This window comes from Streptomyces sp. E-08, assembly GCF_049913095.1.
Classification (GTDB): domain Bacteria; phylum Actinomycetota; class Actinomycetes; order Streptomycetales; family Streptomycetaceae; genus Streptomyces.
The window spans coordinates 109198-121191 of the sequence record NZ_CP183971.1 but is presented as its reverse complement, the minus strand read 5'-3'; the positions used below and the strand labels follow the sequence as shown (position 1 = coordinate 121191).

The 11994-nt window shown below is 71.3% G+C and carries 19 protein-coding genes and 1 pseudogene; 12 read left to right on the top strand and 8 right to left on the bottom strand.

Translation table 11 applies throughout. The annotated features are described in order from the left end of the window. Nucleotides 1-63 precede the first annotated feature (63 nt). The 5 genes from ACN9MM_RS00685 to ACN9MM_RS00665 are packed head-to-tail and all read left to right on the top strand — an operon-like array spanning nucleotide 64 to nucleotide 2418. On the top strand, nucleotides 64-312 hold the full coding sequence (locus tag ACN9MM_RS00685; protein WP_426361760.1) for a gas vesicle protein GvpG: 249 nt from the start codon (nucleotides 64-66) through the stop codon (nucleotides 310-312). A gap of 18 nt (nucleotides 313-330) precedes the next feature. Continuing rightward, nucleotides 331-765 carry a gas vesicle protein gene (locus tag ACN9MM_RS00680; RefSeq protein WP_426361759.1) on the top strand — a complete coding sequence of 145 codons (435 nt, stop codon included), beginning with the start codon at nucleotides 331-333 and terminating at the stop codon, nucleotides 763-765. After that, entirely contained in the window at nucleotides 762-1820 is a 1059-nt protein-coding gene (locus ACN9MM_RS00675; protein ID WP_426361758.1) for a GvpL/GvpF family gas vesicle protein, read from the top strand. The genes ACN9MM_RS00680 and ACN9MM_RS00675 overlap by 4 nt, the downstream gene beginning before the upstream one ends. Beyond that, on the top strand, nucleotides 1817-2026 hold the full coding sequence (locus ACN9MM_RS00670) for a gas vesicle protein (protein ID WP_426361757.1): 210 nt from the start codon (nucleotides 1817-1819) through the stop codon (nucleotides 2024-2026). The genes ACN9MM_RS00675 and ACN9MM_RS00670 overlap by 4 nt, the downstream gene beginning before the upstream one ends. Continuing rightward, nucleotides 2023-2418, top strand: a complete 396-nt coding sequence (locus ACN9MM_RS00665; protein WP_426361756.1) for a gas vesicle protein K — start codon at nucleotides 2023-2025, stop codon at nucleotides 2416-2418. Before ACN9MM_RS00670 ends, ACN9MM_RS00665 begins: the two co-directional genes overlap by 4 nt. A 114-nt stretch (nucleotides 2419-2532) precedes the next feature. On the opposite strand, the gene ACN9MM_RS00660 is transcribed toward ACN9MM_RS00665, so the two are convergent. Continuing rightward, a complete protein-coding gene (locus ACN9MM_RS00660) occupies nucleotides 2533-2793 on the bottom strand; it encodes a GlsB/YeaQ/YmgE family stress response membrane protein (protein ID WP_426361755.1) in 261 nt (86 codons plus the stop codon). Nucleotides 2794-2869: 76 nt separating this feature from the next. Next, nucleotides 2870-3040 (bottom strand): hypothetical protein, encoded by a 171-nt coding sequence (locus tag ACN9MM_RS00655; RefSeq protein WP_426361754.1) that lies wholly within the window; start codon nucleotides 3038-3040, stop codon nucleotides 2870-2872. 677 nt (nucleotides 3041-3717) lie between these two features. Between ACN9MM_RS00655 and ACN9MM_RS00650 the strand changes: the two genes are divergently transcribed. Continuing rightward, nucleotides 3718-3972 (top strand): DUF6213 family protein, encoded by a 255-nt coding sequence (locus ACN9MM_RS00650; RefSeq protein ID WP_426361753.1) that lies wholly within the window; start codon nucleotides 3718-3720, stop codon nucleotides 3970-3972. Nucleotides 3973-4591: 619 nt separating this feature from the next. Here the strand turns inward: ACN9MM_RS00650 and ACN9MM_RS00645 are convergent. Then, on the bottom strand, nucleotides 4592-4798 hold the full coding sequence (locus ACN9MM_RS00645) for a hypothetical protein (protein ID WP_426361752.1): 207 nt from the start codon (nucleotides 4796-4798) through the stop codon (nucleotides 4592-4594). Between the two features lie 496 nt (nucleotides 4799-5294). Here ACN9MM_RS00645 and ACN9MM_RS00640 point away from each other — a divergent pair, with 496 nt between their 5' ends. The 4 genes from ACN9MM_RS00640 to ACN9MM_RS00625 all read left to right on the top strand — a co-directional run bounded on the left by ACN9MM_RS00640 (nucleotide 5295) and on the right by ACN9MM_RS00625 (nucleotide 7273). Continuing rightward, complete coding sequence (locus tag ACN9MM_RS00640) at nucleotides 5295-5570, top strand: isoamylase early set domain-containing protein (RefSeq protein ID WP_426361751.1); 276 nt, start codon at nucleotides 5295-5297, stop codon at nucleotides 5568-5570. Between the two features lie 13 nt (nucleotides 5571-5583). Further along, nucleotides 5584-6060, top strand: a complete 477-nt coding sequence (locus ACN9MM_RS00635; RefSeq protein ID WP_426361750.1) for a hemerythrin domain-containing protein — start codon at nucleotides 5584-5586, stop codon at nucleotides 6058-6060. A gap of 125 nt (nucleotides 6061-6185) precedes the next feature. Next, nucleotides 6186-6494, top strand: coding sequence for a hypothetical protein (locus tag ACN9MM_RS00630; protein ID WP_426361749.1), 309 nt, complete (start codon nucleotides 6186-6188; stop codon nucleotides 6492-6494). A gap of 83 nt (nucleotides 6495-6577) precedes the next feature. Continuing rightward, entirely contained in the window at nucleotides 6578-7273 is a 696-nt protein-coding gene (locus tag ACN9MM_RS00625) for a DUF6766 family protein (protein ID WP_426361748.1), read from the top strand. 252 nt (nucleotides 7274-7525) lie between these two features. Here the strand turns inward: ACN9MM_RS00625 and ACN9MM_RS00620 are convergent, their stop codons facing one another. The 5 genes and pseudogenes from ACN9MM_RS00620 to ACN9MM_RS00600 form a co-directional block, all read right to left on the bottom strand. Further along, the gene (locus ACN9MM_RS00620; protein WP_426361747.1) at nucleotides 7526-8320 is read right to left on the bottom strand and encodes a metallophosphoesterase family protein; all 795 of its coding nucleotides are present in this window, start codon (nucleotides 8318-8320) and stop codon (nucleotides 7526-7528) included. Further along, nucleotides 8317-8568: a hypothetical protein gene (locus ACN9MM_RS00615; RefSeq protein WP_426361746.1), complete on the bottom strand. Its 252-nt coding sequence runs from the start codon at nucleotides 8566-8568 to the stop codon at nucleotides 8317-8319. The genes ACN9MM_RS00620 and ACN9MM_RS00615 overlap by 4 nt, the downstream gene beginning before the upstream one ends. Further along, the gene (locus ACN9MM_RS00610; protein WP_426361745.1) at nucleotides 8565-8744 is read right to left on the bottom strand and encodes a hypothetical protein; all 180 of its coding nucleotides are present in this window, start codon (nucleotides 8742-8744) and stop codon (nucleotides 8565-8567) included. Before ACN9MM_RS00610 ends, ACN9MM_RS00615 begins: the two co-directional genes overlap by 4 nt. Before the next feature lie 73 nt (nucleotides 8745-8817). Continuing rightward, a complete protein-coding gene (locus ACN9MM_RS00605; protein WP_426361744.1) occupies nucleotides 8818-9483 on the bottom strand; it encodes an HAD family hydrolase in 666 nt (221 codons plus the stop codon). 254 nt (nucleotides 9484-9737) lie between these two features. After that, a pseudogene (locus tag ACN9MM_RS00600) lies at nucleotides 9738-10205 on the bottom strand (SRPBCC family protein); the annotation flags it as partial. A 967-nt stretch (nucleotides 10206-11172) separates the two neighbouring features. On the opposite strand from ACN9MM_RS00600, the gene ACN9MM_RS00595 reads away from it, so the two are divergent. Together ACN9MM_RS00595 and ACN9MM_RS00590 are read left to right on the top strand one after the other, a co-directional pair. Beyond that, nucleotides 11173-11562, top strand: coding sequence for a hypothetical protein (locus tag ACN9MM_RS00595; protein WP_426361743.1), 390 nt, complete (start codon nucleotides 11173-11175; stop codon nucleotides 11560-11562). Nucleotides 11563-11775: 213 nt separating this feature from the next. Then, the gene (locus ACN9MM_RS00590) at nucleotides 11776-11940 is read left to right on the top strand and encodes a monovalent cation/H+ antiporter complex subunit F (protein ID WP_426361742.1); all 165 of its coding nucleotides are present in this window, start codon (nucleotides 11776-11778) and stop codon (nucleotides 11938-11940) included. Nucleotides 11941-11994: the final 54 nt, after the last annotated feature.

The following is an 11994-nucleotide window of genomic DNA, read 5'->3' as shown; positions in this document are numbered from 1 at the left end:
GGAAGCGCCGAGGAGACGACCAGGAGACGGCAGGGAGAGGACGAGAAGATTCGAGGAAGAGCCATGGGAATGCTGACCAAGCTGCTGACCGCGCCGCTGCTGCCCATGCGGCTCGTGACATGGGCGGCGCAGCGGGCCCTGGACCAGGCGAACGAGGAGTACTACGACCCCGCTCCTGTCTACTCGGCCCTCGCCGAGCTCGAGCGCAGGCTCCAGGACGGGGAGATCGACCAGACCACCTTCGACAGCCAGGAGGACGAACTCCTCGACCGGCTCGAGGAGATCACGCAATACCGGCAGAGCCTGTCGTGACTGAGGAGGTCGGGCATCGTGACTGACCCGCTTGCCCACCGGATCGCCCCCGTTCCGTCCCGGGCGGCGACGGCGTCGTACCCGCCGTCCTCGTCGGCCAGCCTGGCCGACATCCTCGAACGCGTCCTGGACAAGGGCATCGTGATCGCCGGGGACATCCGGATCAACCTTCTCGACATCGAGCTGCTGACCATCAAACTTCGGATCCTCATCGCGTCGGTGGACAAGGCCAAGGAGATGGGCATCGACTGGTGGGAGCACGATCCCTCGCTCTCCTCGCGTCACAGCGGCGACCCACTGGCGGAAGAGAACCGTCGTCTCCGTGCCGAGGTCGACGCCCTGCGCCGCGAGCGGCTGGAGGCCGCCGCCCCACGCGGCCGAGCAGGGGAAGACCCGGAACGGCACCGAGCTGATCGGCCCAGGGACGCCGAGACGGAGAGGGGCGGGCCATGATCGGCGAAGGCGACCTCATCTATGTCTACGCCGTGGCCGCGCTCACCGCCGGGCTGGATGAGACGACGGCGGGTCTGCGCGGCGTGAGTGACGCACCGGTCACGCTCCTCGCCCTCCAGGGAGCGGAGCCGCCCGGGCCGGTGTTCGTCATCAGCGAGGTTCCGGCCGGTCAATGGCGTGAGGAGGTCCTCAGACTCCGCTTTGAGGACCTCGGCTGGCTGGAGGCCACAGCCAGGGCCCACCACGCCGTCATCCAGGCCCTGGCCGAGTACACGATCGTCCTGCCCCTCCGTCTGGCCACCCTCTACCAGGACTCCGGTCGAGCCCTGGAAGCGCTGCGCGAGCAGGGGGACGCCTTCGCCACGCGGCTCGCCCTCCTGCGCCGCCAAGCCGAGTACGGAGTCAAGGTCTACATCGCCACCACCTCCGACGAGGTCGACGACGTCCCTGCCCACGGCGGGGCCGACCCCACCGCGCCGGGGGACGCTCCGGGCCCGGGAAAGGCATATCTCCGAGCCCGCCGAGCCCAGCATCACGCCAGGGAGGACCGCTACCGGCAGGCCAGGCGGGCGGCGGACCGTGTCGCAGTCGTCGCCGCCCGCCACGCCACGCAAGCCGTCCGTCATCCCGTGCAGACCGGGCCGCTCACCCGCGGTGAGGACGGCGAGAACGTCCTCAACGACGCCTATCTCGTCCCCGAGGAGGAGGCCGAGGCATTCCGCGCCGTGCTGGAGCAGGCGGGCCAGGGCCTGCCCGGCATACGCATCGAAGTCACCGGCCCCTGGGCCCCCTACTCGTTCGCCATGCCTCCGGCCTCGGACGCAGTCGCGGAGAGGGCCGCGGCCCCGCCTCCGGCCTCGGAGGCGGCCCCGGATTCGGACACCGACGCGGCCTCGGAGACGGACGCGGCCTCGGAGACGGACGCGGCCTCGGACGCGGCCCCGGAGACGGCCTCGGACACGGCCTCGGACACGGACGCCGCCTGGGGCACGGCCACCCCGCCGGCCTCGGACACGGACGCCGAGAAGGCCGACCGGCCCGGTGCTCGATCATGACCCCCGTCGAACGAGACGAATCTCTGCCCGGCCGTCAGGTGGCCCTCGTCGATCTCCTCGACCGCCTCCTCGCGGGAGGCGTCGTCATCACGGGCGACATCGTGCTGTCGATCGCCGACATCGACCTCGTACGCGTTTCCCTGCGGGCCCTCATCACGTCCGTCACGAACTCCGACGACCCCTTCACGCCCAGGAGCCGACCATGAGCCGCGAGTACTCGGGGCCGCCGCCTCCGCACCCGGACGCGCTGGGCGCCCCGCTGGCACAGGCGTTCAGGCTCATCCAGGCGCCCCCGGCCCGGCCCGGGGAGACGCGGCCGCCGGCCCACCGCATGCGCACCGATCCCGACGCGGTCGGGGAAGACCTTCTCAAGCTCGTCCTCACCGTCGTCGAACTGCTGCGGCAGCTCATCGAACGCCAGGCGTTGCGACGCGTCGACTCGGGCGACCTCACCGACGAACAGGAAGAGGAACTCGGAGCCACCCTCCTCGCCCTGCACGACCGCATGACCGACCTGTGTGTCGAGCACGGCTACACGCTCGCAGACCTCAACCTGGACCTGGGCCCCTTGGGCACCCTGCTTCCGCCCGCCGACTGAGAGGGGGGACACGAACGGCGGACGAGAGCGGCCGAGCGACTCACTCTCGACGGGCGAGAGCGAGCCGCTCGGCCGATGGCGTGGCGGTGGGGCAGGTCGGATGCCGGATCGCCGTCACCTGCGCCGCGCGAACAAGCGGAAGACCGCGAGGAGGATGAGCGACCCGACGATGGCGGCGATCCAGGTGGAGACTTCGAAGAAGCCGTCGACGGAATCGACGTGGAAGATGACCTTGCCCAGCCAGCCGCCGAGGAGAGCTCCGGCAACGCCGATGAGCGTGGTGACGATGATGCCGCCCGGGTCCTTTCCCGGCATCACCATCTTGGCGATGATGCCCGCGAGAAGCCCGAGGAGGATCCAAGCAAGTATTCCCATGATTCCTTCTGTCTCCCTGTGTGACGTATCCATGCGCTGGGAGTGACCAGCTCAGCCGCTCGTACCCCCGATCGGATCAGGGAAGCGTGTCCTTCCCCTGTTCCTTGAGTCGCCGGGCCTTGCCGCGTAGCTGCAAGGCGCCGCCCTTGGCCGCGAGTTTCTCGTTGCCCATCGCGTGGGCGGACTTTCTGATGGCGCTGCCGGCGATCTGCTCCATCTGTCCCTTCGTCTTCTCCCAGGTGCTCATCTCTCCTCCCTCCACAGCTCCTTGACGCGCCTCGGCCTACCCCCTGTGCCGAACCATCGTCGGCACCACGGAGTGCAGGGCTCGCCGCAGCGCCATCCGCGCACTCCAGGCCATCAGGCGGAGCTCCCATTTCGTGACGCGCACCAGACCCCGGCGCACGAGGGCCCGTGGTTTCCATCGGGAAACCCGGTGTCTGCCGTGACGGTGGTGGCCCACTGTGTACTTCACCGGCCTCTCCTGACGATCCGCGCAGCCAGGCAGCTGCGGTGCCCCGCAAGCGCAGGTGATCAAAGGGATGGGATGGCCTGTGGCCTTTCCTTCCTTGATGAGCGAGTGCACCATCAGTTCGGTTTTAAACATTCGCGGCCGGGAGGGCTGGGGTTCCTCGGAGCCGTCGAACGGACCGCATCGCGTGACGCCCCGATCAGTCGGCTCACCGGCAGCTCGGTGGTCGTCAGGAGGCCCTTCCTCTGCGGCAACCGTTCTCACCGCCCGGTCCGGTCCGGCCTGACGCGTACGTGGCGCGGGGACGGGTAGTCGGTCAGCGAGGAGGTGACGGGACCGTGGCAGGGCCCGCGTCCGGCAGCCGGTCGTCGGCGACCGGGCCGGAGGCCACGTCCACGGACCGCCGAGGCCCCTGTCCCGTACGTCGGAGGTCGGTAGTCATGAACGCGTCGATGTCTCTCGTGCACGTCCCCGGAGGTCCCCTCCTGCTCCCCGCCGACGAGGTGACCCACCTCCTGCGGCGGCTCGCGACACGCTGGCTGGACTCCGCGAGCGAGGAGGAGGAATCGGGCCTCGAACGGAAGACCGTGGAGGCCCTGGTCGACTCGCTGACGGAGGTCGCGGACAGAATCGACGCCGAGTGCATCGCGCTGGTGCCGTTCCACGGGGGAGAGGGCGGCCGGAGCGGGGTTCCGGAAGGAAGATGATCACGATGAGCGAGCGGCGCGGACCACGGCGTCCTGACGAGCCGGTTCCCCGCGATCCCGAGGAGCCGAGGGCCACGGCAGGCGAGCCCCTGTCCGTCCCCGTTCCGGAGGACGTCGGCGGCGGGAAGGCAGCGGACCCCGAAGAGCCCGGCACGGGACCCGGCGCACACCCCAGGAAAGACACGGTCAACCCCGAGCCGGACGAACCGACCGACTGACCGGCGCGGCGCGCGGGACGGCTGTGCTCCGTCCCGCCACAGGCAGTCACCGCCCGACACCGCCCGCTCGCAGCCTCGCGGTTGCGGAACGGAGACGGGCGGCCGTGCCGCCGGCCGCGCGCTCAAAATCCCGAGCTGTTCCGAACGCGCTCTCGTAACCTCCGCGCGCGCGGACGGATCGGAGGTCGTCTCGACAGGCCCTCCACGATCCATCGCCGATGCCGGAAGGAGGCCAGCCCTCGGCCAGCGGAAGTGATCCAAACGAACCGGCCTGGCTAGTGCTCCAGCTGTAGATCTTGATCACGGTTGTTGGACGGCCTGTCGCTGGTAGTGGCTGGCGCGGGCACGGGCTTGGTGTCGCCGTCGCCAGTCCGACCAGCGGAGCTGGTGCGCGAACCGTTCTACTCCGCCGGCTCGCGCCAGGCGGCGACGAGATCGTGGAAGTGCGAGAACCGGGCGCCAGGAACAGTCTCGCCACTGAACGTCTCGGCGTTGAGCCAGCAGATGTCAAAGATCTCGGTCTCGGTGTCGAGTAGGCAGCACACACCACCGGTGGTGGCGGTGAGGTCGGTGAACACCTTCCTTACGCTCGCGGACTGCACGAACATCCGGCTCATGCTCGAGGTAGCGGCTGTGAACTGCAGTGGCGCGAAGTTCGGGTGCCATGCGGGGGAGAACTGAAACAGGCATCCTTCCATGATCGGGATCGGTCGCCCAGTTGATTCAACGCAGGCAAGATCAGGATCTACAGCTGGAGTACTGGGTCGACGAGGCAGTCCGGCCCGGGGCGGCACCTCCAGCTCGAACCAGACGGCCTTGCCGCTGCCCCGGGGGCACGCAGCCCCAGGCGTCCGAGAGCCGGCCGAGGAGGTACAGGCCGTGCCCGGAGGGGCGGTCAGGGTGGTGCCGGCCCTGGGGCCGGGGCCCTCCGGGACTCGTGTCACTGACCTGTACCCACAGTCGGCCCGCGGTCCCGTCGAATCGCCCCGGCCTCCAGGCGAGTGACGGTGACGCTCCCGACGGCGTGTACGGGGTCGCGGCGGAGAACACCGTGTGACGGTGCGTGGGTCTCATCCAGTCCCCAGCCGTCAGGAGTCGTCCCAGGTGCTCGAACGTAAACAGCTCAAGGGCCGCACGCAGGTCACCTTCGTCCTCCCCGCCGACAGCCCGAACGGTTCGGTGAGCGTCGTGGGGGACTTCAACCACTGGAATCCCGCCGCGCACCCGCTCCGGGTACGCGACGACGGCATGCGTGCGGCCACGGTCGTCCTGCCGGCGCGCAGCGGCCACTCCTTCCGGTACCTCGCGACCGGCGACCACTGGTTCGACGACGACCAGGCCGACGGCCACGACGGCACCAACAGCCGCGTCAACACCTGACGAGGGCGGCCGCATGGATGCGATCGTGCTGCTGCGCGAGGACCACAAGACCGTTGAGAAGCTCTTCAAACGCTTCGAGAAGACCTCTGACGACGACACGGCCGAACGCCGTCGGATCGCCGACGAGGTGATCGAAGAGCTCACCGTCCACGCCTGGATCGAGGAGAGGTTCTTCTACCCGGCCGCCCGCGAGGCGGCACCGGACACGACGGACCACATCCTGGAGAGCATCGAAGAACACCACGCCGTGGTGTGGATGCTGTCGGAGATCAAGGACATGGACCCGGGCGACGAGCGGTTCAAGGCGAAGATGACCGTGCTCATGGAACAGGTCCGCCACCACGTGGAGGAGGAGGAACAGGACTGGTTCCCCGAGGTCCGCAAGGCGATGGGCCGCAACCGGCTCACGGAGCTGGGCAGCGAGCTGGAGGCAGGAAAGAAGCAGGCCCCGCGTCACCCGCTGGCCGTCCCCAGCGCTGACTCGAAGTGACCCGGTCGCGGCGTAGCCCTGCCGGAGCCGGCCGCACGTGGCGCGCGCTGCTCCTGACGGCTGCGGTGGCAGTCGGAGCGACGGCGTGCGGAGGTCCGGCGCCGCGGCAGGACGCCGCGGCCGCCGTGGGGGCCGCCTTCGAAGCGGCCGTCGCCACCGGCGACCACGTCCGGGCCTGCCGGCTGCTGGCCCCGCAGACACGGCAGCAGCTGGAGCAGGACGAGCAGAAGGCGTGCCCCACCGCGTTGGCATCGCAGGATGTGCCCAAGACGCGCGGCATTCAGAGCGTCGAGGCGTACGGGCGGCAGGCGATGGTACGGATGGCGGGCGACACCCTGTTCCTGTCGCTGTTCCACGCCGGCTGGAAAGTGGTGGCCGCCGGCTGCACAGCGAGGCCCGACCAGCCGTACGACTGCCTGATCAAGGGGGCATGAGGCGTGCGGATCCTGTTCATCACCACCCTGGTGGTCATCCTCGGTGGGCTCGGCTACTTCCTCACCATCGGGACGCTCCAGCGATGACCGACAACCGAGCATCACGCAAAGGCTTCTGGCGGGAGAACAGCCTGACCCTCGCCTTCGGTATCGCCTTCCTGGTCGTTCTCGCCTGCCAGGCCGTCGCCGGGCACGCCGAGTTCAACGAGCAGATGTCGATCGAAGGCTTCCAGCCGCTCAGCTTCGGTGAATACCTCATGTCCTCGGACTTCGCTGTGGACGTGACCGAGAACTGGCAGTCGGAGTTCCTCCAGTTCTTCCTCTACATCTTCGGCACCGTCTACCTCGTCCAGCGCGGTTCCCCGGAGTCCAAGAAGGTCCACGAAGCCGGTAAGGAAAGCGAGCGGGAGCAGCGCATGGGCGACCACGCGCGCCCCGACTCGCCGCGCTGGGCGGGTACCAAGGACTGGCGCCAGACCCTTTACGCCCGCTCCCTCGGCACCGTCATGGGCACGCTGTTCGTCCTGTCCTGGCTGGCCCAGTCCATCGCCGGAACCGCCGCCTACAACGACCAGCGGCTCCGCCAGCTCGAGAACCCCGTCAGCTGGGCCGGCTACGTGGCAACCCCCGACTTCTGGAACCGGACCCTGCAGAACTGGCAGTCCGAACTCCTCGCCGTCGCCGCCATGGTCGTCCTGTCCGTCTACCTGCGCCAGCGCGGCTCCCCGGAGTCCAAGCCGGTCGGCGCAGCCCACACCACCACCGGCATCGAAGGCTGAGCCGCGCAGCGCACCGAACACCAGGCGGAGCTGTGGCGGGGCCTGCGGACGAACGCCCCCCACGACGTCGTCGGCCTTGACTCATCACCTGAACGTCGACCGCTCGGCATACGAGGGAGACGATCACCGGCCGGGTCGAGGCCGTTCTCTCGCGCGGCGAGCTCGTCACCGACAGGCACAGCACGTGTGCCGCGCCGGTCACGGTACGTTCGTCCCCCGCCCCACGTGCCAGCACCCCGCACGGGTCCCCGCCTACGTCCGGTCGCGTGTCGGATCCGCGGTGGGGGAGGGCGCGGCGAGCGGGAGATGGTACAGGGCGAAGGCCCTGCCGATGACGGGCTGGGCGACGTTCCGGACGCGCACCCCGCCCGCCGTCATGCCGTGCTCGGTGCCAAGGTGGGCGTGCCCGTGGACCGCGAGGTCGGCGCCCGCCTCGTCGATGGCCTCCGCCAGGAGGTAGCTGCCCAGGAAGGGGTAGATCTCGACGGGTTCACCGGCGAGCGTGTCGGGCACGGGCGCGAAGTGCGTCAGCGCGATTCTGGCGCCACAGCCGTCGGCGGACACCCCGGCCAGGGCCCGGCGCAGGCCCTCGGCGGCACGGTGCGCGGTACGGACGAACTCCTTCATCTCACGCTCGCCGAACTCCCCCGCGCTGCGGCCGGCGAAGCCGCCGCAGAAGCCCTTCGCCCCGGCGACGCCGACCTTGCCTCCGGCCACGGGCAGGATCACGTGGTCCCCCTCCAGGACCGTGACGCCGGCGTCGGCGAGGGCGTGGGTGACATCGGCCTCCCGCTCGGAGTGGTAGTCGTGGTTGCCGAGCACGGCGACCACGGGCACGCCGAGGTCGCGCACCTCCCCCGCGACCACCTGCGCCTCGGGGACGGTGCCGTGCCGGGTGAGGTCCCCCGCGAGGAGGAGCAGGTCCGCGCAGAGCGGCAGCGTGTCGAAGGACGGACGCAGCAGGCCCCGGCAGTCCGCGCTCAGATGGATGTCACCCACGGCCGCGATCCGGACGACGGCCCCGTTCCGCTCGCCCGGGGAGGTCACGACAGCTCCTCAGGCCGTTCGGGCGGGTCGGCGCAGGCCACCCGAAGATCCGCGCGGACCGGGATACCTGCCAGCTCGGCGTCGGCGAGCCGCAGGATCTCGGCACGAAGGCCGGCCGTGGGAAGGGTGCCGGTCAGAAGGACCGCCTCGCCGCGGACCTCGACGCGCACACCGAGTTCGGCCACGTCTTCGCGGGCGAGCCGGTCCCTGAAGCGGGCGATCCGGTATTCGTGCCCGTCGCCGTTCACGTCGCGCCTCCGTCCGTGCTCCGTGACGACGCCCGGCCCCGCGGGCGGTACGGGGCGACGCGACGGCAGGGGAAGGACAACGGCGTCGCGCCGCCGACGATCCCGGCGGCCGGCGTCCCCCGGGCCTCGTCCACGGTGCGCCGCCCGGCCTCGGTCAGGCGTCTCGTCGCGATCATGACGTCCTCCTGGGCTCGGTCGGGCCCGTTCTGGAATGTGCGGCCCCCGAACGGCGCTTTCGTGAACGTGCGCTCAGGCCGGTCGCGTGAAGGGGCTGGTGCGCAGGTGCGCGAGGAGGTCGGCCGGGTCGTCGTACACGGCCGCTGCGCCCGCCTCGGTGAGGTCGGCGCGCGGGATGCCGCCGCACAGTAGCCCGGCGGACATGACGTGGGCGCGGTGTGCGGCCTTCATGTCCCAGACGCTGTCGCCGACGAACACCGCCCGGTCCTCGGGAACGCCGACGAGGGACAGGGCGTGCCGGACCGGTTCGGGGGCGGGCTTGCCCTCCTCCACGTCGTCGGCAGTGGCGGTGTCGGTGAGGGCGTCGTCGGCGTCCAGGGCCCGGCGCAGGGCGGTCAGCTCCCGGTCCTTGGCCGAGGTGACCAGGACGACCTTCCAGCCGTCACCCGCGAGCGTCCGCAGCAGCTCACCGGCCCCGTCGAGGGCCTGCAGGCGCTCGAAGAAGGTGCCGTAGAGCGTGTCGTGCGCGTCGCTGAGACGGGCGTCCTCCGACCGGTCGCGCGACGGGCCGAGCAGCTGGTCGATGAGCTGCTCGCCCGGCAGTCCCAGGGCGCGGTGCACGGCATGGGTCGAGACCCGGTGGCCACCCTGCCGGAAGGCCTCCCACCAGGCGACGACGTGCAGGTGGTTGGTGTCGACGAGGGTTCCGTCGATGTCGAAGAGCGCGGCGCGGTCCATGTCTCGGCTCCTACAGGTCACGCAGGGCGGGCGACAGTGTCGTCCCCGCCCAGCGGACAGGCAGGCGGCTCTGGAAAGGAGCCCGCCTGTCCTGGGGACGGAGAGCCCATCGCTCAGCGCATGCCGGGGTCGTCATCCGGCGGCAGGGACCAGGACTCGGTCCCCCTCGGGCCGGGCGTCTCCACCGGTCCCGGCGCCTCCCTCGTGGTGTCGGGGCCCTTGTCGGCGCGCCCTGTGGACGGTGCCGCCCCCGCCGGACCGGCGTCACCGGGGCGGATCCGACCGCGCCAGCCACCGGACGCCTCCGCGTGTTCTTCGATGTAGCCCTTGAAGCGCTTGAGGTCGCCCTTGACCCGTCGGTCGAGGACGCCCATGGCATCGGCGGCCTTCTGGGCCATGCCGTCGGGCTCCACGTCCATCGCGAGCCGTACTCGGGTGTGCCTCTCGTCCAGGCGCTGGAAGCTGACGACGCCCCTCTGCCGCACGTCGCCTCCCGTAGTGCGCCACGCGATGCGCTGGTCGGGAAGCTGGTCGACGATCTCGGTGTCGAACTCACGCCGGACCCCGGCGACCTTGGTCTGCCAATGGCAGTGCCGGTCGTCGATCTGTCGGACCTCCTCGACGCCCTCCATGAAGCGCGGGAACTCCTCGAACTGCGTCCACTGGTCGTACGCGCTCCTCAGCGGCACGTCCACGTCGATCGTCTGCTCCACCTTGCTCATGACCAGGCCCTCCTTCACGTCGTCGGGACACTCCGGGAACCCGCAAGCCAGCCGGCTCCCTCACGTGCGACTGCCCGCGCCGGGTTCCCGTATGCGGCTTCGCTCCCGTACGGACCGCTCGCTCCCAGGACCGGACGGTCCGCCCGTGTCGTCAGCGTCCCCCGGGTCCGGCGGCGGACCGCGAGGCGGGTGGACGCGCGCACTGTGTGCCGGTCGCCTGCGGCACTCCCGGACTGCCGCCCGAAGTGCCACTGAGGGGCACGGACACGAACGGACCGGCTGATGGCCCGAATCCGGTCCTCGACGAGGCCGGTACCTCGCGCTCGTCGCACGGCTCGTGCGGGACGGGACGCTGCTCGATCCGGCAGGCCGCAGGCGGGCAGGCGTCTCCGCGCCCCGGAACCGCTTCTCGTACAGCCACGGGCGTTTGTGCCACGAGATCGCGGAAAGCCGGACGTACATGGGCGATGTGGCAACCTCACCGCGAACCGTCGTGATCAGCGGAGCCGGCGGCGGCACCGGCCGCGCCGGCGCGGTGGCGTTCGCCGCTCGTGGCGACCGGCTGGCGCTGATTCGGAAAGGTACTGACCATGGACCGAGGACCGAGCCCCGTATCGCAGCGGTGGTACGGGCGCGGGGAGAGCGTCCCGCTGACCGCGGACACCGTTCCCCTGCCGCCCGACCCCGACATCACGCCGGTGCCCCCGCCCGCACCGCCGCGACCGCCGGGCCCACCCGACCCGCCCGCGCCCAGCAGGCCGGAGCCCGTGCCGCCCGGCCCCGAGCCGGTCCCGCCGGGGCCGCCGGATCCGGGTGCGCCCGAGCCCGAGCCCCCGAATCCCGGACCGCCGGGCCCGGGGGACCCCGGCGCGCCGGAGCCACCCGACTGACCGTCCACGACGCCGCTGGGCCGCCCGGGTGACCCTCGACGCGCCACCCGCACCTGCGCGCGCCGCACCGAGGGACCATGGTCACGGACGACGGAGGGCCGGGAATGCGAGGGCTGCTGGAGATCGCGGTCTGGTGGGCGGTCCTGACCGCGACCACCGCGGTGCTCGTCAGCACGGTCTCGGCGGTCGAGCTGCTGGTGGCCGCCGTCGCCGCGCTGGGCGCGGCGTTCGCAGCCCGCAGGATGCGGCTGGCGGTCGGAGAGGGGCCGAAGGGAGGCGCCGGCGCGGCGCGCGCCCTCGTCGCTCTGCCGGGCTCGGTCGTGCGCGGTCTGGGGCGTCCTGCTGGCCGCCCTGCTCAGCGAAACGGCCGGCGGGACGGGCGGGACGGTGCGGCGCGTGCGCGTGCGGCCCGGTACGTGCCGGATGGGCCGCTACGCTCCTCGCCGCGTCGCCGGACACCTGCGTGATCGACGTACCCCGCGACGACGAGGTCCTCGTGCACGCCCTGCGGCCCGGGCGGGAGCGGTGGAACGGGCCGTGACCCGAGCGGACGGCACGGAGCGAACGCCTGGGCGGTGGCGGCCCTGGTCCTCCTGGCCATCGCGACACCCGCCTGCCTGTGGGCGGCGCGTCCCGCGGCAGCGCGGTGCGCCGGCTGCTCGGTGCGTCGCTGTTCCAGCGTGGCCGGCACCGTGTTCCTCGTCCTGCCGCAGGCCCACGACCGGTCCTCCTACCAGGACCTCGCGCTGGTCCTCGGTGTGCTCGCCCCGGCCGGCACCCTCGTCTTCACCCGCTTCGTCTCGGGCCGCCCCTACGAGACGCGCGAGTCCGCCACCGACACCTGACCCGCCCGCTCCGTCCGGCTCAGGCGTGCGGGAAGGAGACCGGATTGACACCCC

Coding starts and splice junctions, on each gene's coding strand:
- ACN9MM_RS00685 (WP_426361760.1), top strand. CDS start 64: ATGGGAATGCTGACCAAGCTGCTGACCGCGCCGCTGCTGCCCATGCGG.
- ACN9MM_RS00675 (WP_426361758.1), top strand. CDS start 762: ATGATCGGCGAAGGCGACCTCATCTATGTCTACGCCGTGGCCGCGCTC.
- ACN9MM_RS00670 (WP_426361757.1), top strand. CDS start 1,817: ATGACCCCCGTCGAACGAGACGAATCTCTGCCCGGCCGTCAGGTGGCC.
- ACN9MM_RS00665 (WP_426361756.1), top strand. CDS start 2,023: ATGAGCCGCGAGTACTCGGGGCCGCCGCCTCCGCACCCGGACGCGCTG.
- ACN9MM_RS00660 (WP_426361755.1), bottom strand. CDS start 2,793: ATGGGAATACTTGCTTGGATCCTCCTCGGGCTTCTCGCGGGCATCATC.
- ACN9MM_RS00655 (WP_426361754.1), bottom strand. CDS start 3,040: ATGAGCACCTGGGAGAAGACGAAGGGACAGATGGAGCAGATCGCCGGC.
- ACN9MM_RS00650 (WP_426361753.1), top strand. CDS start 3,718: ATGTCTCTCGTGCACGTCCCCGGAGGTCCCCTCCTGCTCCCCGCCGAC.
- ACN9MM_RS00645 (WP_426361752.1), bottom strand. CDS start 4,798: ATGTTCGTGCAGTCCGCGAGCGTAAGGAAGGTGTTCACCGACCTCACC.
- ACN9MM_RS00635 (WP_426361750.1), top strand. CDS start 5,584: ATGGATGCGATCGTGCTGCTGCGCGAGGACCACAAGACCGTTGAGAAG.
- ACN9MM_RS00625 (WP_426361748.1), top strand. CDS start 6,578: ATGACCGACAACCGAGCATCACGCAAAGGCTTCTGGCGGGAGAACAGC.
- ACN9MM_RS00610 (WP_426361745.1), bottom strand. CDS start 8,744: ATGATCGCGACGAGACGCCTGACCGAGGCCGGGCGGCGCACCGTGGAC.
- ACN9MM_RS00605 (WP_426361744.1), bottom strand. CDS start 9,483: ATGGACCGCGCCGCGCTCTTCGACATCGACGGAACCCTCGTCGACACC.
- ACN9MM_RS00595 (WP_426361743.1), top strand. CDS start 11,173: ATGGTCACGGACGACGGAGGGCCGGGAATGCGAGGGCTGCTGGAGATC.